A 22,116-nucleotide genomic window follows, 5' to 3' on the forward strand; every position below is an offset into this window, starting at 1 on the left:
ATTAGTTTTAAGGAAGAAACTATGCCTATTCGTCCCCCATTGACAGAGTTAAATATAAAAACTCATGACAAAGGTTTCTACAAAGGTTTTAACCGTATTGTCACCATAACATCGAAGATTTTGGTGACATTAGTTGTTATCTGGATTTTAAGCGACATTGATCGTTCCGGTGCGATTCTGGATAATATGAAAAACTGGTCTTATACCAATCTCAATAGCTACTATACGTATTCTGTCGCTTTTTATATATTTGTCTGCCTGACCGCTATTTTATGGCCATCGTTTGGACGCACTAAACTTGGCTCAGACCCTAATGGGAAACCTGAATTTTCAAATTTTTCATGGTTTTCAATGATTTTTGGGGCAGGTATTGGTATTGGTGTACTCACCTATAGTGCTGCCGAACCTATCTGGCATTTGGCAAACAATCCTGACACTATTATGTCAAAAGAAATAATCATGTCAGCGTTGAATGCTAATGGTCTCAAGCTACCTCAAGGTGCTGATGTATTCAATTTTTATCAAAACCAAGTGGCGGCCAGTACTTTAACTGCTATCGATGGCGTAGTATTACCCAAAACTGAGTCAGCACTAGACGCAGCCTTTCGCTACTCTTTTCTTCACTGGGGTATCAGTGCTTGGGCAACTTATTGCTTAGTCGGTATTTGTTTGGCATATTTCAGTTATTCTCGTGGATTACCATTAACAATGCGCTCAGCATTAACACCTTTATTTGGTAGACACTTAGAAGGGTTATTGGGTCATATCATTGATATATCTGCAGTAATTGCCACGATATTTGGTATTGCACAAACAATTGGTATTGGCTTAAGCTCTTTTGCTTCTGGGCTATACAGTATTACTGGTATTAATTGGTTGGTGACTAATACCAATAACCCTGAGCCAACCACTGGAGCATTATTACTATCATTGTTTGTGGTCATGTGCCTAGCGATGATTTCTGCTTTGTCAGGTGTTGGACGAGGCGTCAAGTGGTTAAGTAATATCAATATGATATTGTCATTTTCCCTTTTAGCTTTTTTCTTGATTTTTGGGGCCTCTATGTTCGCCCTAGAAATGCTAGGCAAAGGGATTTTCACCTACGTCGTGCACTTGCCTGCAATGGTATTTACCGTCTGGGAACCCAATACTGAATTGGGTAGCTGGCAAACCAGTTGGTCTATTTTTTACTGGGCATGGTGGATTGCTTTTGCACCATTCGTTGGTATGTTTTTAGCACGTATTTCCAAAAACCGTACTATTCGTGAATTTGGATTGATTGGTATCGTAGCGCCTAGTTTGACACTGTTTGTCTGGTTCTCTTTCATTGGTGGTACTGGCATCGATTTAGAATTAAGTGGTATTGCTGGTGGCAAAATATTTGAGTCAGGGTTAACCGCTCAGCTATTCGAGATTATTGGCTTTATGTTAGAGCCAACGATGGCAAAAATATTATCAGCGATGGTGGTGGTATTGCTATTAACCTATTTGGTTACTTCTGCTGACTCTGCTCTGCTAGTTGTAAATATGCTAAATGCTGGAGGTGAGGTCGAAGTTGAAAATGGCCAAAAACACATCATCGTGTGGGGTCTTGCTCTAGCTTCCGTTATTGCAGCATTGTTATTAGCCGGAGGATTGAGTGCTATTACCTCGGCTATGATTATTGCCGCAATACCCTTTTCACTCATCATTATTTTGATGGCAGTTAGCTTATTGAAAGCTCTTATTTTAGATGGCGTACGAAAAAGAAAAAATGACTGATATCTATTTAAGAATATCACCTGTGTCGGTGTTCTTATAATCAGTTGGTATTTCATAGAAGCTCTGTCTTTGTAAGAAATCAAAATTTTGCTATACATACGTAGCTAACATGCTACTTATATCACTACGTGGACTCAAAAAATCACCCTAACTGTTCAAGTTAGAGTGGTTTTTTTATATGCAAACTACACTTGATTCAGAATCATATCGGCTGCTCTATCCGCAATCATAATCGTCGGCGCATTCGTATTGCCATTCATCAGCGAAGGCATTACTGAAGCATCAACAACACGCAATCCCTCAACGCCCTTTACTCTCAATTGAGGGTCGACGACAGCCTCATCATCGCTACCCATCCTACAAGTGCCGACTGGATGATACTCTGTCTCAGCATTGGCACGAATGAAATCCTCAATCTCAGCATCTGTTGCATTGGGATCGGTAAGCCCTATGCCTTCTCCTAATATACCTTCGAATGCTGGCTGTTGTAAAAGATTGGTCGTTATTTTTACAGCTTCACGAAGAAGAATAAGGTCTTCGTTCTCTGGATCAGAGAAGTAATTAGCAAAAATGCGAGGGTGGACACTAGGATCTTTACTAGAGATTTTTATTGAGCCTCGGCTTCTTTGATGGCCATGATTAACATAAATCGTAAATCCATGCTCTGTGGGCCACGACCCCTCATGTGACACCACCAAAGCAGGAGTGAGATGAAGTTGGAAATCTGGGTAAGCCAAACTTGGATCTGTTTTTAGGAATGCGCCTGTCGATAGTGGTGCTCGTCCAGCCATGCCTTGCCTACCCATCAGATATTGCAGACCAACCATTGCGCCACGGAATGGATTCAAATAACGATAAAGACTAATCGGCTTAATCACTCTAGATGTCACACAAACACAAAGATGATCTTGGAGATTTTCACCAACCTGAGCACGATCAGCAACGACTTTTATACCAAGTTCATTCAATAGTTCTGCTGGACCAACGCCAGAGAGTTGCAATAACTGAGGAGAATTAATCGCACCACCCGATAAGATGACCTCTTTGCTGCTATGGACTTGGTGTAGTTTAGCTTGACTTTGGTACTCTACCCCAATAGCACGATTTCCATCCCATAACACCCTAGTTGCCAAGGCACTAGTAATGATAGAAAGATTATTTCTTGATTTAATAGGTTTCAAGAATGCAGTAGCTGAACTCCAGCGTCTGCCTCGGTGTACAGTCGCATCAAATTCACCAAAACCTTCTTGATCGTCTCCGTTGAAATCATCAGCAAATTTAAACCCAGCTTGCTTACCCGCTTCAACGAACAAAGTAGATATTTCTGATGTTCGAAAACCACGAGAAACATGTAAAGGGCCTGTTTTGCCATGATAAACATCATCATCACGCTCATTGGCTTCTACTTTTTTGAAGTATGGCAATACATCTTTATAAGACCAGCCAGTTGCACCCAATTCTTCCCACTTATCGTAGTCACCAGCATTGCCACGGGTGTATACCATGCCATTTATAGAGCTTGATCCACCAATTACTTTTCCCCTGGGCCAAACAAGTTCACGATCATTTAGTTGACTTTCTTTTTCAGTGATATATCCCCAATTTAATTTTTCATCGGGTGCTACGGCTGGCAGTGCTGCTGGAATATGAATTAATGGGTTGGTATCCCAAGTACCGGCCTCTAATAACAATACTTTGACCTTCGGATCTTCGCTTAGTCTATTGGCCAACACACATCCTGCCGAACCAGCACCAACGATTATATAGTCATAAGTCATGATTAAATCCTTCTTAAAAAATATGTAAAAAATATAGTCGGTCCAAGACAACCAAAGTGTGAAGCTACCAAGTCAAGATCGTACACGTTGTACCACAAGCCAGATTAACGACATAACACACCTAAATTGAACCAACCATCTCTATAGAAAAATTATGCATTAACGTCTATTTTCTTGTTTTTGTTGACTAAGTAATACAAAGCACCTGCAAAGATAAATCCTATTATCGAGGCAATATCTACTCCGCCAAGCAATTCGAACAATGGGCCGGTATATAAACTAATACCCATAAACGGTACTTCAATAAGTATGCTTAACCCGTAAACCACCATCGCATTAACATTCCAGCGTCCGTATATCCCGCCTCCTTCTTCAAAAAAGGACGGTATATGATATTCACCCTTCTGAATCAAAAAGTAATCAACCAGATTAATTGCGGACCAAGGGACTAAGAAGTAAATGAGAAGGTAGATGAAGTTTGTAAAGCTGGTCAAAAAGTCATCACCCACTGCCGTTGCCATAAAAAAAGCAATCACATGAAAGATAACGACAGTAGAGATTCGTATTGACGTGCTTATATCCGATTTGGGAAATACACCTTTAAACACGGTCAACATACTCAATGTGGCGGTATAAGAGTTAATGCAATTGACCATTGCGGTTGCAGCGAACATGACAACAAGAATAGATAGCCCAAAAAACCCATAATTCTCTTTTAGTGCTACAAGCGGGTCACCAGCTGCTATCTGTGATCCCAAAAACGCGCCGATTATCATGACGATGACAGCACCTAGGGTACATCCCAAATACGTTCCCCAAAATGCGGCAACTTCATCACTATCTGGAGACATATATCTTGAATAATCAGATACATAAGGAGCAAACCCAATCAACCAAGACGCAGTAATCATCATCACCATAAAGAATGAAGCAACCGTAAAGTTCCCCACTTCAGTAAGACTTGAGTAGTCTCCTATATTGAAAACGGCTTCTGCTGCAATCAATAATAAGATAATCCCTACTACCCAAGCGGCAACTGATGACAGATATCGAACAAGCGAGTATCCAACAATAGTAATAACCAAACTGGTCAATGTAGCAAACAAAATGACATATGAGGCTGGTATTCCTGGTATGGCCAGTTGTAAGGCCTGTGCAGCAACGACCAAGTTCGAAACAAAAAAGCCAAGAAGTATCAAGAGAACAATTACAGTCAGTATCCCTGCACCTCTTGATCCAAACTGCCCTCGAGCTTGTAACATCTGTGGCACACCAAGCTTCGGTCCTTGTGATGCATGAAGACCCATCGTAATTCCACCGATAAGCCCACCAATAATAATCGCTAATACGGACCACCAAAAAGACAATCCGCTAACGATACCGATTGCTCCGGTAATCAAGGCTAAAGGCACCATGTTAAAACCGAACCAGATGCCAAACAATTCGCGCGAACTTCCTGTACGTTCATCTAAAGGAATAAACTCAACGCTTCTTTTTTCCATACTTATCGACGTTTTCGTCGGCCCATCATTATTATTCATAGATGCCTCTATTACTGGTTAATGTTGTTAAAAAAGCGTGGTATGCCCAATGAAAGAATTAAACAGGAATTAACCCCTACTTTAAGTACCAGCCCAACGGAGCTTCATTGTGGTATGTCGTGATTTGTTTGGTTTCTAAGTAATTATCAAGACCCCAAGTGCCCAACTCTCGCCCTATACCACTCTGTTTATAACCACCCCAAGGCGCTTGTAAAAATAAAGGCTGTGAACAATTAACCCAAATAATACCTGCTTGTAGATTTCGAGCGACACGGTTGGCTCTATCGATATCTTTAGAAATAACACCAGCAGCCAGACCTAACTCGGAATCATTAGCACTCGCGACGGCTTCTGCTTCATCTTTAAAACGACGAAGGGCAACGACAGGTCCAAAAATTTCAGCTGTCCAGATAGGATGATCCTCAGGAACATCTCCAAAAACGGTCGGCTCAATAAAGTACCCTTTATCAAATCCGCTGGCTCGTTTGCCGCCAGTTAGTACATTGACACCATCTAAATTACCTCGTTCAAGCGTGGCCATAATGGCATCGTACTGCTTTTTGTTGACAACAGGGCCTAACTGAACGTCCTGATCCATACCATGACCAATGACGACTTTTTCAGCCTCTTGCACTAAGCGTGCTGTCAGTTCGTCATAGATACTGTCATGAACCAGTACTCTGGAGGTTGCAGAACAAACTTGGCCTTGGTTCCAAAAAATACCAAACATGATCCATTCAACTGCTGTTTCAATATCGACATCATCAAAAATAATCAGTGGAGATTTCCCACCAAGCTCAAGGCTGATGTTTTTGACCGTATTTGCGGCTGATCTCATAATCTGCTTGCCGACTGGGCCACTACCAGTAAAAGCAACTTTATCAACGGCTGGATGTTCACATAAGATAGGACCTATTTCTGAGCCATGACCCGTGATTATGTTTAATACGCCTTTAGGTAATCCAACTTTTTGACAGATACGGCCGAGCTCTATAGCAGTCATTGAGGTAACTTCTGAAGGTTTTAATACCATCGTACAACCCGCTGCGAGAGCAGGAGCGACTTTCCAAGCAGCCATATCTAAAGGAAAGTTCCATGGAATAATGGCACTAACGACACCTAACGGTTCTTTACGAACCAAGCAGCTATAACCCTCACTATGAATCTCTACCTCAGACTCTTGGTTGTTATCGAAATCTTCTGCTAGATTGGCGTAAAACTCAAAACAAGCGACCACACCACTCATATCTAGCTGAGCTTCAGTAAAAGGTTTTCCGTTATCTTGTACTTCTAGCGTTGCCAAAAAATCCAAATTATCGTTAATTTCTTTGGCAATGGCTCGCAGATACTCAGCACGTTGTGTACCTGTGAGTCCAGACCAGCTACCGTTATCAAACGCTTCTCTAGCTGCTTTGATAGCAGCTTCTGCATCTTTAACAGTAGCACTAGCAATCTCTGCAATCACACTTTCATTACTAGGGTCAATACTAGCGATGGTGGCTCCGTTTAATGGTGCTACCCATTTTCCATCAATATAAAGTTCGTTATACGTATTCATCAGTTACTCCTATAGAAATACTGTGTATTAACATGTGTTGTGTCACTAACCATACTCATGATATTTTTTCTTGATAGCGATATGTTCAGCGATGCGTCCAGCATCATGCCAAACACCCCAAATAAAGGACGACCCCTGCCCTGATAAGAAAGGTAGACCAACAAAATAAATGCCAGTTGCTGAGGTAACACCGCGGTTATGCAATGGTCGACCGACATCATCCAACACATCAACTTCTAACCAGCTGTAGTCATACTTAAAACCAGTGGCCCAAATAACGCTGGTGATGTTACTTTCACTAAAATCTATTGATAAAGTTGGGTTGCTGATAGATTCAGGTAGCTCTAAGAACGCCCGTGCTTCTGGATCTTCAGGTAGCTCTAGACCATTGTCTTCAATGTATTTATCTGCCACATCTAAAAGCGCCAAGTAGTTTTGTTCTGCTTCATTGACGTTGTCGAATAAATCATCGTTGAAGGTTAAGGTGTCGTCAGAAAATGACTTTGTTAAGCCTAATAAGTGAATACCATCATGGGCCAATTTACGGAAATCAACTGTCTCTCCGCCGTTCATACCGCTGACAGCAAAGCCTTTTAATGGTCCATCATTTGGTTTTTCTCTGTCCCAACCTCCTAATACACCCAACCACCAAACATTATCGCGACCTCTATAACGGCGTGGTGGACGTTCATGCGCGCCAACTGATAAATAAACCGTCTTGCCAGCAGAATTTAATTCTTTGGCGATCTGCACGCCCGATGAACCGCTACCAATCACTAATACAGCACCCTCTGGTAACTGTTCAGGATTTTTATAACTATCTGAGTGAATTTGCTGCACATTAGCGGCTGAAGGAATAATCGGTGGAATAGAAGGTACTTGGAACGCCCCTGTTGCTACCACGATTCGCTTGGCTTCTAGCTCCCCTTTTGAGGTAGTGATGTGGTAGCCTTGCTTGCCTTGCAAAGGAGTAACCTTGGTCACCGCAACGTCAGTTTGAATAGGTGCATCAATATGTTCGGCGTATTTTTGGAAATAATCAGCAACCTTGTCATGATGTATAAACCCTTCTTGGTCATCCTCAAACGGCATGCTAGGAAAACGATCATGCCAGCAAGGTCCGTTGGCAACTAAAGAATCCCAACGACGAGTACGCCACGCTTCTGCAATACGGTTTTTCTCCAAGACAATATGATCAATACCCTCTTTGGACAGGTGTTCGCTCATTGCAATACCAGCTTGTCCACCCCCAATCACTAACGTATCCGTTGTCTGCATTGTTCTCTCCAGTGAATTAATATCTATTTACATCCTATGTGAAACAACAACAATTGAAATAACTCTTTAAATAACTATTGATTCAGAAAAACAAAATCAGCCGAAAACAGCATGTGAATGCCACGGCCTAAAATCAGATATTTTGTCTGGTTTACTATTTCTGAATCAGCAGTACAAAAAATCAGAATAGATAAGGTTTCAGCGCTTACCTATACTAAATTCTCTTCATTCATATCATTAGAGAGTACAGAATATGAAACATGACAGGATTCGCTGCTTCAATACCAAAGAAACTTATCCCGAGCAAAATATAGACAATGATCTGTGTCAGGCAGTCGTGGCTAAAGGGCGTACTGTTTTTCTACGAGGTCAAATTGGACAAAACCTCAAAACTACAGAAAGTGTTTGTCTGGCTGATGCAGCAGGACAAACGGAAAGAGCGATGTACAACATCGACATGCTATTGAAAGAAGCAGGTGGTGAACTAGAAGATATCTGCAAAATCACTATTTATATTATTGACCCGCGCTATCGTGAAGAGGTTTATCGTGTCGTCGGCAAGTGGCTGAAAGGCGTATACCCTGTCTCTACAGGTATCGTAGTCACAGCGTTAGCAAGGCCTGAATGGTTAGTAGAAGTAGATGCCACTGCTGTCATTCCTGACTAATTTAGATTATTGAGTAAACACTATTAAATTTGGAGATTAACATGACCTTTTCTATTATTGCTCGCTGTAAAAAAACAGGCCAAATTGGAGGTGCAGTATCATCTTCTTCACCTGCAGTTGCGTCACGCTGTCTACATGGTCGCGCTGGGATTGGCATGGTAATGAGTCAAAATATTACTGACCCTATCCTAGGTAAAAAAATTCTTGATGCGTTACAGCAAGGATATACGCCGGAGAATACGATTCAGCGCTTGGTTGAAAATGAAGACTTTATACAGTATCGCCAATTGGTTGCCTTGAACAATGGAGACAAAGGCGCGGTATTCAGTGGAGAGCATACGTTAGGCGTTCATGGGCATTTTATAGGTGAAGATATTGTTAGTGCGGGAAACTTGCTCGACAACACCTCTGTACCACAAGCGATTGCTGAGGCGTTCGAACAGGCTAGTGGGCAACTTGCAGAACGTCTTTTGATTGCGATGAAAGCCGGTTTAGCTGCTGGCGGCGAAGCTGGTCCTGTCCATTCGGTGGGATTGATGATCATGGCTAAAGACATACAGTGGCCTATCGTTGACTTACGGATAGACTGGTCAGAAAACCCAATTGATGATCTAGCGACTGCTTGGGAGGTTTATGAGCCACAAATGAATGACTACATAGCAAGAGCAGTAGATCCAACGACTGCACCAAGTTACGGTGTGCCTGGCGATTTGTAAGTCATATGATGCCAATGCCAATAAAAATAAGTATTACGTTGTCACTTAATATCCAAAACGTAGTAACGCAGTATTGCTATAACCTTTTGCTTATCACTATTAGCAATACGTTGACGATGGCAATATTCCTAGGCTACCCCCCCGAACCTAAGACACCTAACAATAAAGACCAATAACATTCAAATTTAAGAGGTTATTTATGTCATTAATAAAGAAAGACAACAGCATAGAAATATTAAAAATACTGATTGGTTTTGACACGACTTCTTATAAAAGCAACCTATCTTTAATCGAAGCCATCAAATCTCTATTCGACAGCTATGGAATTTCTGTAGTTGTCGATTATAACGAAGAAGGCAACAAAGCCAATTTATTTGCTACAACTGGTCCAATCGGGGAACATGGTGTCTTATTATCAGGGCATACCGATGTGGTTCCTGCTAATAAAGACCACTGGGAGAGTGATCCTTTCATCGCTGATGAACGTGATGATAAAATTTACGGGCGCGGTTCGACGGACATGAAAGGCTTTATCGCTTGTGCAATACGAATAATGTGCCAAGCCAGCCAGCAGAAACTGACTATCCCGCTGCATGTATGTTTATCTTTTGATGAAGAGGTTGGTTGCTTAGGCGTTAGAAATATCTTACCTAAGTTACCAACTTTGATGAAGACGCCACGGTTTTGTGTGATTGGTGAACCGACTTCTATGCAAATAGCGTTAGGGCATAAAGGTAAAGCCGTGTATCAAGCGCACTGTAGTGGAGAAAACGGGCATTCTTCTATGGCACCCAATTACCGTAATGCGATTCATGTTGCCACCCAAGTGATAACGTCATTAATAGATAGCCAAAATGAATTAGCACGTAGCGGACAACGTGATGAAGAGTATGATATTCCTTACACCACTATTCATGTTGGAAAAATCCAAGGCGGTACCGCGTTAAACGAGGTTTCAGCCAGCTGTACCATAGATTATGAGATACGCCACATAGCAGAAGACAGTATTGACACGATTACCGATATCATCAATGCAAACCTACAAAAACACGCTTATAGCCAGTATGCCAACATTCACTTTATGAATGCTTATCCAGGATTGAGTACCAGTCATGAGCATCCTGAATTGAAATTCTTAAAGTCATTGCTGTCCGATGATACTACCGTTGGGAAAATATCTTTTGGTACAGAAGGTGGTTTGTTTTCTAAAACCTTTGATAGCCCTATTTTTGTTTGTGGGCCAGGTTCAATGGAACAAGGACATAAACCCAATGAATATGTAGAAATCTCTGAAATGAATAAGTGTGACTTGTTTTTAGAGAATTTATTAGAACAGCTGAAATAGCGTAAAACCCTGTCAGTAAAAATGGCGAGGGCGGCTAAGATACATGAAGCAGTGGTTATATCATTCTCATGACCTTACTTAAGTAATGAAGAATATATACTCACTGCTTTTTCCTTTTATTTAGCTAAAACCATCAGTTCTATGCTAAATATTTATATTTTTGACCTGCTTTCCAGCGACTTCAATAACAGCTGCTTGATGAGGTAATACTTCTTTAGTGTAGCCAAGAGAATCACCAAAAACTTGAAAAGGATTTTCTAAATCAAGTGTTATACCACTCAAACCTTCAATAACGCCAAGCCCCATATAAGGTGTCGACGCCAAATCATACCCCCCTTCTTGACACATCACTAATCTCCCACTGCATAGTCGTTCAGCGGCCTCTCTGACAGATGTGTTTGGTAAACGTTTGAGTAAACAAACGCAAACCAAAGATAAAAACAGTCTGACGAGCAAGCTTTTTGCTAAGACCATCAAACTCCCCATTCAACAAGAAAAGACCAAATACAAACAGGTTATTTATTTTTGGAATGGTGACCGGCAGCTACAAGAAAAAACCCCTACTCATATGTTTACGACTATGTATGAGCAAAACAGCTTCGAGACGGTAACTAGGCTTGTGTGATTGCAATGTGATGTAGCTATAGCAGCGAATGATATAGTCGGTGAATTACTAAACCGCTACGGCATTATTCTCCTTAGATATACTACTTATACAATCTGCAGTCGGCTGCTTTGTACCCATTTTAGAGTTCTTTGACTATAAGTGAAACGGCTTGAATAAATGACCGCCAATATATCACCCACCCCTCTGCTATAACTTTCTGCACAATACTTTGACATCAGTAGTCATTAAAAATGCCGTTATGATATCAAAACAACCTTCAATCATCGTACAATAATCAGGTGTAAACATATAAGCACTAACAGCAAGTTATTGAATTATTTAACAAAATAATAAGTCAAGTGGTGTGAAATTAGCTAATGCTTGCCTAGCAATACTTTTGGGATACCTTTAATGTGTTTATAAAAATGAAGGTTGAATAATAAAGTAAAACAGTCTAATAATAGATCTATAAGTTCTAGACATTTATCTAGCGACCTATATCCACTACTTTTAGGAAATTAATACAATGACGTATAAAAATGTAACTGTCGCTGGAAGCGGCATCCTAGGCTATCAAATTGCTTTTCAAGCCGCGTTCCATGGCTTTAATGTCAGTGTCTACGATATTAATGACGAGGTATTAGAAAAAGCAAAGTCAAAATTTCAATTGATGTGCAAAGCTTTTCGAAAGGATTTGAGGGCAACTCAAGAGCAGTTGGACAAGGCTTTTGATAATCTCAGCTACACCTCAGACTTAGCAGAAGCAGTCAAAGATGCTGATTTAATGATTGAAGCCATTCCTGAGATTCCTGACATTAAAATCGAATTTTATGAAAAGCTTGCCAAACTAGCGCCAGAGAAGACCATATTTGCCACCAATACCTCAACCCTACTCCCTAGCCAGTTTTCGGAATCAACGGGACGACCTGCTCAATTTTTGGCCCTACATTTTGCCAATAAGATTTGGATGCATAATGTCGCTGAAATTATGGGACATCCTGGCACAGATCCTAAGGTGTTTAATGACGTTGTTGCCTTTGCTACTGCCATTGGTATGGTTGCAATGCCGCTGTATAAAGAACAACCCGGCTACATAATGAACAGTTTATTAGCGCCCTTTATAGACGCAGGACTGCAATTATTAGCCAAAGAGGTTGCAGACCCGCATACAATTGATAAGACATGGATGATAGTGACTGGTGCGCCTGTAGGACCATTTGGCATCTTGGATACCATCGGTATAAACACGGCCTACAACATCACTAAGCTAGCCGCTGAAACGACTCAAAACCCTGCAAGATTAAAGGCCGCTAAATATCTGAAAGAGCAGATGATTGATCAAAATAAAATGGGTGCGGCAACTGGAGAAGGATTTTATACTTATCCAAACCCTGCCTTTATGCAACCTGACTTTTTGAAATGAAAAACCGCTCTTTATTCATAAGAATTTGTTAGCATGAATTTTATGTTAAATGCTTAGAAAGCTCACATTACTTATAAAACCAAAAAGACCTTCAAGCAATTGAAGGTCTTTTTTAATATGTAGAAGAATAACCTTACAGTCAAACCTGTATAACAAAGCTTTGGAGTTCATTAGAGGTTCGTTAGGAATCAGCTTGGTAAACACAAGTATTGCGGTAAATGCGCTATGTAAAGAACGATTATTTCTCTCTTCTTAGCATATCAATCAGCTTACCTGCTAGTGGGAAAGAAACTAGCTGTGTCAGCGGAACGAGTATGATAGCTTCAATTAATACCACCACTGGTAGGCTTAAGCCTTGAGTCACAGGCTTCAATAACGTCAATACGATCAGGAGCGTTGGATAAAGTCCGACATACCCTACCAATATACGTATCAGTCTTTCTTTAGTATTTTGATTCATGGCATGATACCGATTGATGATTAAGCCTCTGCTTATATAAAAGCATTAAGTTTATAAATAGAAATAAGGCCATCAATGGCCTTATCTCATTCACTTTTTAAATGCTTCACTATTATTAATGTAGTTGATTCAGCTTAAAAGAGAGTCAAGGCAACCGAGTGTAGATGTATATCTGATACTTCAAGCGAGGTTAATGCTGTCACTCTTTTATAGAGGATTAACGATAGTAAGGATAATCACTATAGCCAACATCAGTACCACCATACATAGTGGCAGGGTCTGCTTCATTCAATGGCCAGTTATTGGCAATACGCTCTGGTAAATCTGGATTGGCAATAAAAGGGCGACCAAACGCGAATAAATCACCGTAGCCTTTTTCTAAAATGTTCACAGCTTTTTGTACCGTGTACTTGCCAGCATAAATAATACGGCCTGAAAACTCTTCTCTGACCGCTTGATAAAAAGTGTCTGGTAAATCAGGCGCATTGTCCCAATCTGCTTCTGCAATAGACAAGTAAGCAATGCCAGCTTGCTCAAGCACTTTGACCGCTTCAATATACGTATGATGGGGATCTGACTCTACCAAGCCCAAATACACACGTGTCTCAGTGGTACTGGCAAATAATGGCGCAAAACGCACGCCCAAACGATCAGCACCGACCACATCACTGACAGCAGCGACGATCTCTTTTAAGAAGCGCAGACGATTGGTCAATGACCCACCATATTGGTCATCACGGGTGTTGCTATGCTCAGAAATAAACTGATTGACCAAATAACCATTGGCACAATGCAGCTCTACCCCATCAAACCCTGCTTCTAGCGCATTGCGTGCAGCTGCCGCATACATATTTACTAGCTCACCAACTTCATCGGTACTGAGTGCACGTGGCTCACTTGGATCGGCCAAAGCACCTTCGCCTGGACCTGTTTCAATAAATACTTTGACGTTATCAGCGGTAATATCAGACGGTCCTACCGGCTGAGCACCGTTAGGTTGTAAGCTGGTGTGCGACACACGGCCCACGTGCCAAAGCTGAGCAAAAATAATACCGCCTTTGTCATGTACTGCTTGCGTGACTTTTTTCCAACCTTCAACTTGGGCTGGTGAATGGATACCCGGTGTCCAAGCATAGCCTTGGCCTCTTGGTTCAATCTGCGTACCTTCAGTCACCATAAAGCCTGCTGTAGCACGCTGTGCATAATAGCTGGCCATTAAGTCATTAGAGATATTGTCAGGTTGCGTGCTACGAGAGCGTGTCAACGGTGGCATTACGATACGGTTTTTGAGTGTATAAGGCCCAAGTTCTACAGAGGAAAATAGTGTATTTGTATTTAGAATGGTTGGTGTCATAAGTGTCTCTTTTAAAGCAGCTGATGGCTTGTTATTAAAGGTGTTTGGCCTGTTTTGATGATTAATAACCAATCTAATGATTACTTAAGCAATGTTAGTCAGCATAGCGTTTTGAGGGTACAATTAGAAACAACCACTTATTGTTTAAGATACAACTATTAATGGTATGCATTATGAATGGAATGAATCGGCTCGATATTAAGCAACTTAGAGTATTACAGGCGCTGCTTGATCTAAAAAACCTCTCGCAAGTCGCACGTAAAATGGGGCTGACCCAACAAGCCATCAGTGAGCAGCTGCGTAAGTTACGTGAGGTGTTTGATGATCGCCTGTTTATTCGTCAAGGCAATAGCATGGTGGCAACGCCAAAGGCGCTATCGATGGAGCAATCCCTTGACGATATCCTAAAACAGTTGGAGGATTTGTTAGAGCCAGAGGTTTTTATGCCGCACACATACAAAGGCGTATTTACGATTAGTGCGACTGACTATGCGACGCAGGCATTGTTACCGCAATTGTTTAGTATAACGCGACGCGACGCGCCAGATCTGAAGCTGATCGTCCGTGACTTTGCCTCAGACAATATCAATCAGCTGATTGCAGCAGGCGAGCTTGATTTACTGATTACCTTCCCCGAGTTCATCCCAGATAACTTATCGTATGTCACTCTGTTTGAAGAGCAGCATTTATGCATTACGGGTTGTGAAAATACCTTTGCAACAAAGGCATTAACACTGGCGCAAGTGGCCGCACACGCGCAGCTGGTCGTGTCACCCTCGCGTGCTAATTTACGCGGCTCTCATGATCAATGGTTTGCAGAAAAAGGTCTAAAACGAAATATTATGATGTCGGTGCCTAGCTTTTCGGCCGTACCAGATATTTTGCACACAACAGATATGATTGCGTTTTATCCTTCGCGGCTATTGCCGAACAGCAAAGTCAAAGAGCTTGAGGTTGAAGCCTTGCCGCCTACTTTTAAAGTCATCGCGGCATGGCATCCACGTACCAGCGACAGTGGTATACATCGCTGGTTGATTGAGCAGTTGAGAAACCTATAGTAAGTAATAATAGCGATAGCCAATTTTGACCTGTGCTCTTTTTACTTTTGTTAATTTATACCTGTTGTGTGGTGCAGGAACCAGAGAAATTTTATTCAACCATATTTTGCTAACTCTGACTGAGTGGCTCTTTTTTCTACATTAGATGTAATAGCTCATGACAACAACCTTCTTTAAAACTAAAAAAGCCTTTTAAGCCGTATAAATCATAGCTTAAAAGACTTTTTCAGTCTGAGCGTTTTAAAACTTACGAGATAATAGTCATTTCATTTATAACAAATTCATCGATCATCCCATCTGTTACTGTTACATAGTTTTGAAAATGCGGGCTTTCTACATGCTTCTGCAACAGCTCATTGTTTTCCCAAATCTCATAAACGATAAAGCCATTATTATTTGCATTGTCTTGATGCAGGTCATATTGGATACAACCTTGATCAGTTTGTGAAGCTGCTGTTAGCTTGAGAAGCTCTAATTTTACTTGTTCGACGTGCTCAGGCTTGGCTTTGACAGTGGCAACGATGGTGAGCGGTCTGTTCGCTTGAGTGTTCATAAATTTTTCCTATTTTTAAGTATTATAATTATTTCAAATAAATTTAAGCAATTCCAACGTATCTGCTCGAAATATTAAATCAGACTTGTAAATTTAAGCAATTATTTGATGCTTTATACAGGCTGGCCTTCTAATAATTTTTTGCTATTTGCTTGACTATTTTCTAATATATGTCGCGTAATACGTAAGTGCTCGGTTGTTATAGTATCAAGAAAGTGAATGCTGATATGTTATATAATTTATAAGGTAAATCACATAACGTTGTCTCGAGATTGAGAGTATCGATGATATAGGAGCATGCTCGAAACAACTCTAATTTTACTTATACTTTTCCTACATGATGCTGCAAAAATCAGTGTTTGGATACGATCCTAAAATTGGAAGTCCATTAAAAAGATATATCAAAGTCGATAATTTCTTCAATTGATGTGTGAGGGGAAGTGACCATCTCCAAGCTATCGCACATAGGTATCATGGGGTGCTTTCACTAATCCCATGCGACATAATGACCCCTGACCTATTATAAGATTCACACAACACCCTTTTTTCGCTCGGCAAGTACATTATCTTAGGGTGTTTGAGAGAACAACCATACACCATAATTGACAACATCTGTTTATAACAGATATAGTCTTTACGGACTATCACTCTTCTAAAGAGACGCTGTCCTTACAGACTATGCTTTTTCTCAAGTATAGTGATTTTATTTTTTGAGATAACACTCAATAATATCAATCAGTTAGACTTTTAATTCAATTCGTAAAGCATGCTATTTGGTATTTTGTGAGTTTTTACTGCTGCACATGGAGTTCGGCGGTAGAGTAATAAACATAACCAGGGAGAGGAATTTTATGACTGCTCAAAAATCAGACCATACGTTATCCGCAAGCCAACAAGTCACTAATTGGCTACAAGATTTCGATCAAACCCTACGTACCAAAAACATCGACAAAGCTGCTGAATTCTTTGAAAAAGAAGGCTACTGGCGTGACTTAGTTTCTTTTACTTGGAATATCAAAACGCTAGAGGGACAAGATGAAATCAAAGAAATGCTTTCGCATACATTAGAAACAACTGAGCCATACGACTGGCAGCTTGATGGAGATGCGGTAGAAAACGATGGCGTAATAGAAGCTTGGATCTCTTTTAAGACCAAAGTATCGAAAGGCTATGGACATTTACGACTACGTAATGGCAAAGCTTGGACATTACTGACCACGATGACTGAGCTCACAGACTTCCCTGAAAAGCGCAAAAAATTACGCTCAAAAGGGGCTGAACACGGTGCAGATCCTAATCGTTTAACATGGCAAGAAAAACGTGAGCTTGAAGAGAAAAACCTTGGTTATAGCGAGCAACCTTATTGCTTGGTTATTGGTGGCGGACAAGGTGGAATCGGTCTAGGAGCTCGCTTACGACAACTAGAAGTTCCTACCATTGTCATTGATAAACAGCCGAGAGCCGGTGATACATGGCGCAACCGTTATAAATCATTATGCTTGCACGACCCTGTATGGTACGACCACATGCCGTATCTTCCTTTCCCTGACAACTGGCCAGTATTTACACCAAAAGACAAGGTGGGTGACTGGTTAGAGATGTACACTAAGATTATGGAATTAAACTATTGGGGATCAACTGAATGTGTCAGTGCGGCCTTTGATGAAGAGTTACAGCAATGGAATGTAGAGGTTGATAGAGCGGGTGAACGTTTAGTATTACATCCTAAACAGTTGGTTTTAGCGACAGGTATGTCCGGATTACCAAACATTCCTGAAATTAAAGGGGCGAAGGACTTTGCTGGAGAGCAACATCATTCTAGCCAGCATCCAGGTGGTGAAGCATATCGAGATAAAAAGTGTGTTGTCTTAGGTGCTAATAACTCGTCGCATGATATTTGTGCTGCCCTATGGGAAAATGGCGCAGACGTCACTATGATACAGCGCTCATCAACGCATATTATTAAATCTAATACTCTGATGGATGAGGTGTTAGGTGGTTTGTACTCAGAAGAAGCCGTTGAAAACGGAATAACTACCTATAAAGCAGATCTGACTTTTGGTTCCATTCCTTTCAAAATCATGCCGGAATTTCATGAGCCTGTATATCGCAAAGTAGCAGAGATAGACGCTGATTTTTATAAGAGGCTAACCGATGCAGGCTTTATGCTCGATTTTGGTGAAGATCACACTGGTCTATTTATGAAATACTTACGTCGAGGTTCTGGTTACTATATCGATGTAGGTGCCTCTGAGCTTGTCGCAGAAGGCAAAATAAAGCTGAAACCCAATGTAAGTATTGATCATATCAAACCCAAATCGGTCGTACTAACTGACGGTACAGAGCTAGAGGCTGATTTGATTGTGTATGCCACTGGGTTTGGTTCTATGAACGGCTGGGCTGCAAAAATAATCTCCCAAGAAGTAGCAGATAAAGTTGGTAAGTGTTGGGGAATGGGCTCAGATACTGCTAAAGATTCAGGCCCTTGGGAAGGCGAGTTGAGAAACATGTGGAAACCGACACAGCAAGAAGCCTTATGGTTCCATGGTGGAAACTTACACCAGTCTCGACATTACTCTCAATACTTATCACTACAAATTAAAGCCCGAATGGAAGGTTTAGAGACACCTGTATATGGCCTGCAAGAAGTGCATCACTTAGAGTAAATTAAACGTTGCCAGAGTCAGTTCAACTCATAAAAACAGTAAGTATAATGCCCGTACTGGTTAGATTCAGTATGGGTCTTTTTTTAGTTCAGCCATCTTTACGGTTGTCTTTGCACAGGCAGATCACTTCTTTATTAATAATCTAATATGTATTAGAGCCGCTAAGACTGGTATAGTTAGCGATTATTTATGCAGCAAGCAATCTAATCAATTATCGCTGTTAGCAATTGATATTTTTGCTTGTTAATGGCTAACAACTCTCTTAGTCATTGTTATCAATGTCAAAGCTTTTACGCCTTTACCACTCACACCTAGCTCAAAACTATAAACGGACACTATGACCACATATATACTCGACACCGAAACCACAGGTCTTGTTGAACCTCACATGACTGAAGCCGCCTACTCTATTATTGATATAAATAACGGTAACGTAGAGGTAATCCAAGAACCAAGGTCTAAGCGCTTTAATCCTCTAAAAGAAATCAGTTTAGGATCTATGGCTGTATCACATATATGTGAAGAAGACGTCGTGAATGAGCCACCTCATACTGACTTTAGATTGCCTAGTAGTGTTGAATATTTGATTGGTCATAATATTGATTATGATATGGGCGTTCTAAAAAATGCGGGCGTGACCCATACCCCTAAATTAATCTGTACCAATGCAATGTCCAATCATCTCCTTCCTACTCTTGAGAGTCATAAACTGGTATCCCTGCTCTATCATTTCCACCGAGATGCAGCACGTGCTCAAGCAAAGCATGCACACGCTGCTATCTATGATATTTACTTCACTCAACTGGTACTTGGCAGCCTAATTGACTTAGCAAATAGCCAAGGTCATGTCATTACTGATGTAGAGAGCCTATATACCTTTAGTCAAATGGCACGCATACCCACACATTTAAGTTTTGGTAAGTTTAAGGGTGAAGCTATTGCAGATTTAGTTACCCATTCGGATGGTGCGGGATATCTAAAATGGCTGCTCAAACAGGATACGGTCGATACGTATTTGGCTGAAGCTTGTAAGCAGGCATTAGCGTCAGTATAAAGCCCTATAAATGGTTATGACCCAGTATAAAAAGCTGAGCTATAGTTAATCCTTCATAAAAGAGTGACAGCGTTAACCTAACTTGAAGTATCCCATATACCTCTACACTCGGTTGCCCTGTCTCTCTTTTAAACTGAATCAACGATATAAATGCTACCTTATCTTAGATAATGTGATTAACGTTGTAGCTATTCCCTTGCAAAGAGCATTTTCAGGTAGATTGGGTTGATATCGCTTTCGAGTTTGGTTTTAGTGACCAGCCGCATCTGATTCGTTATCTCAAGCATCAAATCGGCACAACACCTAAAAAATATGTGTCAAAAAGAGGTTTCACCATTGATATCTATGGTGGCGTCAGCTCGTCGTAGATAGCCTTGAATTTTCTACCAATGACTTACTTATTGCTCACATTAACTATAATCACAGTGCATATTTGGCATGATGCGACGTATATTTTAGGCAATAAAAAACCCGCAGTCGCTAGCAGGTCTTTTTGATAGAAGTTGCTTCTTTCTGTGTTATTTCCCTTATCTTAATGGGTACAGCGTACAACCATTCCATTCCGGCATCACAATAAAAACATTCATTCTCAAACTTTACGATATAAGCTGTAAAATCATTACCATTTAAATAAGTGATTGCCTGTCGGTCGTTCTCATCAGTGACAGCACACCATATTTTTTTGTAACCACGCTTCAGCATGGCTCGCGCTAAATTGCTCCCTGTTAGTTCATTATCCACTATACATTTTTCATCTCCTAACCGTGAATTTATAAAGCCTTTACAGTTATAGCAAATAAATAATGCTTTTTATACTCTTTTTAAATACATACTTCTACTTGATATCTGTCGTACTCGTCTATTTTCTGTCATTCAAACGGATGATTTTTTGAATGGAAGCCATTTGTTATAACGTCTGTTATACGATTCGATGAAGGAGCTTTGGCCTTCGACAATTTCGGGATTGTTTAGAAACCTCAGATGATGTATTTTTTGCTACGCTGTAGTACTATCCTAACATTCAACTATGGAGTGCTACATGTTTTTTACACGTAAGGCAAACCAGACCGATGTATCAGATATTGCTAATATACACTTTGAAAGTTGGAATGCTACGTATTCGGAGCTTTTACCCAAAATGTATAGAGACAAGGAAAATAACTTATCTCAAAAAATGGAGATGTGGGGGAAAGTATTACCTAGCTCTGGTGTGAACACATGGATAGCATATGATGCTGATAATACCACTGTAGGATTTATTTCTTACTTTAAGAAAGATTCCAAGTGTGAAATAACCACTCTATATCTTCTACCGCAATATCAAAATTTAGGGATAGGTACTAAGTTAATGAACGCAGCTCTAATTGATGCTTTTCAGTGTAATAGCTGCTCTAGTCTATCTTTATGGGTTTTACAAACCAATCTATCTGCGATTAATTTCTATGAAAAATTTGGTTTTGAGTCTGACGGCCAATGTCATGAAGAGCTATACGAAGGCACCAAAATAACAGATGTCAGAATGATAAAACTACTCTAATATCTGTTATTTTGAGTATACCTATGTTGAACCAGTCATGTGCCTTCACTGGTTTGGTAACCTAGTGAGGACTTGAATCTACGGCTCTATGTGCAAATGACACCAATAGTTTGAATTGTTGAGATAGTAGTAAGCTACTTCATAATATACATAACGTTAATACTTGACGGTTAAAGAGAGTTACTGTTGATTTAGTATTTGATATTTATTATATTCATCTTTGTCACTATACGTCAGTACCCAACAGAAACCGACCAAAATAAAAACGTCAGGTCTAGTGTTCATGCTCTGACGTTTAAAGCGGGCGAAGAGATGACGCTGGTTGATAATGTGGTTGCGGAATAAGCATTTAGTTCATGTGAGTACCTGTCACGCTTGTTTTTACCTGCATGATTAGTGATAAGCAATAAAGAATTACTGCTAAGGCTAAAAAAATAAAAGTCAGAGGTAAAAACAAGCTTTCTTGGAGCACGCCATCAGCACCAATGTCACCATAAAATAAGCCTTCCATCAGTCCAGACAGTGTAGCGAGGGCCAGCATAATTGAGCCACTGATAAATAATTTAGATGTCATGAAAACTCCATAGGCTGATAGTTAAAAGTAATAATCTATTTTAATTCTAGAAGCACTCATCAAGTCATGAGTGCCTAGGCATATATCGTATATGAAATAATAAGCAGATTGGACGAGCTCCTATTTTTTCATAAACTATTCATACTCGGTCTTTAAAAATATCAATATTCATGAAAGTAAATTTAT

General features: G+C 40.5%; 19 protein-coding genes and 1 pseudogene. 11 read left to right on the top strand and 9 right to left on the bottom strand.

Going from position 1 to position 22,116, the window contains the following annotated elements:
- Nucleotides 1-21: 21 nt before the first annotated feature.
- Complete coding sequence (locus tag JMW61_RS11685) at nt 22-1,761, top strand: BCCT family transporter (RefSeq protein WP_201551469.1); 1,740 nt, start codon at nt 22-24, stop codon at nt 1,759-1,761.
- A 185-nt stretch (nt 1,762-1,946) separates the two neighbouring features.
- On the opposite strand, the gene JMW61_RS11690 is transcribed toward JMW61_RS11685, so the two are convergent.
- The 4 genes from JMW61_RS11690 to JMW61_RS11705 form a co-directional block, all read right to left on the bottom strand.
- On the bottom strand, nt 1,947-3,539 hold the full coding sequence (locus JMW61_RS11690; RefSeq protein WP_201551471.1) for a GMC family oxidoreductase: 1,593 nt from the start codon (nt 3,537-3,539) through the stop codon (nt 1,947-1,949).
- 152 nt (nt 3,540-3,691) lie between these two features.
- Nucleotides 3,692-5,080, bottom strand: coding sequence for a purine-cytosine permease family protein (locus tag JMW61_RS11695; RefSeq protein ID WP_201551473.1), 1,389 nt, complete (start codon nt 5,078-5,080; stop codon nt 3,692-3,694).
- A 76-nt stretch (nt 5,081-5,156) separates the two neighbouring features.
- Entirely contained in the window at nt 5,157-6,638 is a 1,482-nt protein-coding gene (locus tag JMW61_RS11700) for an aldehyde dehydrogenase family protein (RefSeq protein WP_201551475.1), read from the bottom strand.
- Between the two features lie 45 nt (nt 6,639-6,683).
- Entirely contained in the window at nt 6,684-7,916 is a 1,233-nt protein-coding gene (locus tag JMW61_RS11705; protein ID WP_201551477.1) for a flavin-containing monooxygenase, read from the bottom strand.
- Between the two features lie 253 nt (nt 7,917-8,169).
- Between JMW61_RS11705 and JMW61_RS11710 the strand changes: the two genes are divergently transcribed.
- The 3 genes from JMW61_RS11710 (at nt 8,170) to argE (ending at nt 10,644) form a co-directional block, all read left to right on the top strand.
- Entirely contained in the window at nt 8,170-8,583 is a 414-nt protein-coding gene (locus JMW61_RS11710) for a RidA family protein (protein WP_201551479.1), read from the top strand.
- Between the two features lie 41 nt (nt 8,584-8,624).
- The gene (locus tag JMW61_RS11715; protein ID WP_201551481.1) at nt 8,625-9,299 is read left to right on the top strand and encodes a DUF1028 domain-containing protein; all 675 of its coding nucleotides are present in this window, start codon (nt 8,625-8,627) and stop codon (nt 9,297-9,299) included.
- Between the two features lie 199 nt (nt 9,300-9,498).
- On the top strand, nt 9,499-10,644 hold the full coding sequence (argE, locus tag JMW61_RS11720) for an acetylornithine deacetylase (protein ID WP_265090122.1): 1,146 nt from the start codon (nt 9,499-9,501) through the stop codon (nt 10,642-10,644).
- 144 nt (nt 10,645-10,788) lie between these two features.
- Here the strand turns inward: argE and JMW61_RS11725 are convergent, their stop codons facing one another.
- On the bottom strand, nt 10,789-10,992 hold the full coding sequence (locus tag JMW61_RS11725) for a hypothetical protein (protein WP_201551483.1): 204 nt from the start codon (nt 10,990-10,992) through the stop codon (nt 10,789-10,791).
- Nucleotides 10,993-11,053: 61 nt separating this feature from the next.
- On the opposite strand from JMW61_RS11725, the gene JMW61_RS11730 reads away from it, so the two are divergent.
- Nucleotides 11,054-11,269, top strand: coding sequence for a hypothetical protein (locus tag JMW61_RS11730; RefSeq protein WP_201551485.1), 216 nt, complete (start codon nt 11,054-11,056; stop codon nt 11,267-11,269).
- A 508-nt stretch (nt 11,270-11,777) separates the two neighbouring features.
- Nucleotides 11,778-12,674: a 3-hydroxyacyl-CoA dehydrogenase gene (locus JMW61_RS11735; protein ID WP_201551487.1), complete on the top strand. Its 897-nt coding sequence runs from the start codon at nt 11,778-11,780 to the stop codon at nt 12,672-12,674.
- A 238-nt stretch (nt 12,675-12,912) separates the two neighbouring features.
- Here JMW61_RS11735 and JMW61_RS11740 read toward each other — a convergent pair whose 3' ends face one another.
- The gene (locus JMW61_RS11740) at nt 12,913-13,134 is read right to left on the bottom strand and encodes a hypothetical protein (RefSeq protein WP_201551489.1); all 222 of its coding nucleotides are present in this window, start codon (nt 13,132-13,134) and stop codon (nt 12,913-12,915) included.
- Between the two features lie 217 nt (nt 13,135-13,351).
- Complete coding sequence (locus JMW61_RS11745) at nt 13,352-14,488, bottom strand: alkene reductase (protein WP_201551491.1); 1,137 nt, start codon at nt 14,486-14,488, stop codon at nt 13,352-13,354.
- A 173-nt stretch (nt 14,489-14,661) separates the two neighbouring features.
- Here JMW61_RS11745 and JMW61_RS11750 point away from each other — a divergent pair, with 173 nt between their 5' ends.
- Nucleotides 14,662-15,546 (top strand): LysR family transcriptional regulator, encoded by an 885-nt coding sequence (locus JMW61_RS11750; RefSeq protein WP_201551493.1) that lies wholly within the window; start codon nt 14,662-14,664, stop codon nt 15,544-15,546.
- Nucleotides 15,547-15,793: 247 nt separating this feature from the next.
- Here the strand turns inward: JMW61_RS11750 and JMW61_RS11755 are convergent, their stop codons facing one another.
- Nucleotides 15,794-16,099 carry a putative quinol monooxygenase gene (locus tag JMW61_RS11755; RefSeq protein ID WP_201551495.1) on the bottom strand — a complete coding sequence of 102 codons (306 nt, stop codon included), beginning with the start codon at nt 16,097-16,099 and terminating at the stop codon, nt 15,794-15,796.
- Nucleotides 16,100-16,950: 851 nt separating this feature from the next.
- Here JMW61_RS11755 and JMW61_RS11760 point away from each other — a divergent pair.
- The 4 genes and pseudogenes from JMW61_RS11760 to JMW61_RS11770 all read left to right on the top strand — a co-directional run bounded on the left by JMW61_RS11760 (nt 16,951) and on the right by JMW61_RS11770 (nt 21,356).
- Nucleotides 16,951-18,765, top strand: coding sequence for an NAD(P)/FAD-dependent oxidoreductase (locus tag JMW61_RS11760; RefSeq protein ID WP_201551497.1), 1,815 nt, complete (start codon nt 16,951-16,953; stop codon nt 18,763-18,765).
- A gap of 337 nt (nt 18,766-19,102) precedes the next feature.
- Nucleotides 19,103-19,819, top strand: coding sequence for a 3'-5' exonuclease (locus JMW61_RS11765; RefSeq protein WP_201551499.1), 717 nt, complete (start codon nt 19,103-19,105; stop codon nt 19,817-19,819).
- Nucleotides 19,820-20,043: 224 nt separating this feature from the next.
- Nucleotides 20,044-20,187: pseudogene (locus JMW61_RS14445) on the top strand (hypothetical protein); the annotation flags it as partial.
- 671 nt (nt 20,188-20,858) lie between these two features.
- Nucleotides 20,859-21,356, top strand: a complete 498-nt coding sequence (locus JMW61_RS11770; RefSeq protein WP_201551501.1) for a GNAT family N-acetyltransferase — start codon at nt 20,859-20,861, stop codon at nt 21,354-21,356.
- A gap of 349 nt (nt 21,357-21,705) precedes the next feature.
- Here the strand turns inward: JMW61_RS11770 and JMW61_RS11775 are convergent, their stop codons facing one another.
- Nucleotides 21,706-21,930, bottom strand: a complete 225-nt coding sequence (locus JMW61_RS11775) for a hypothetical protein (RefSeq protein ID WP_201550874.1) — start codon at nt 21,928-21,930, stop codon at nt 21,706-21,708.
- Nucleotides 21,931-22,116 lie beyond the last annotated feature (186 nt).

This window comes from Psychrobacter fjordensis, from assembly GCF_904845995.1.
Classification (GTDB): Bacteria; Pseudomonadota; Gammaproteobacteria; order Pseudomonadales; family Moraxellaceae; genus Psychrobacter; species Psychrobacter fjordensis.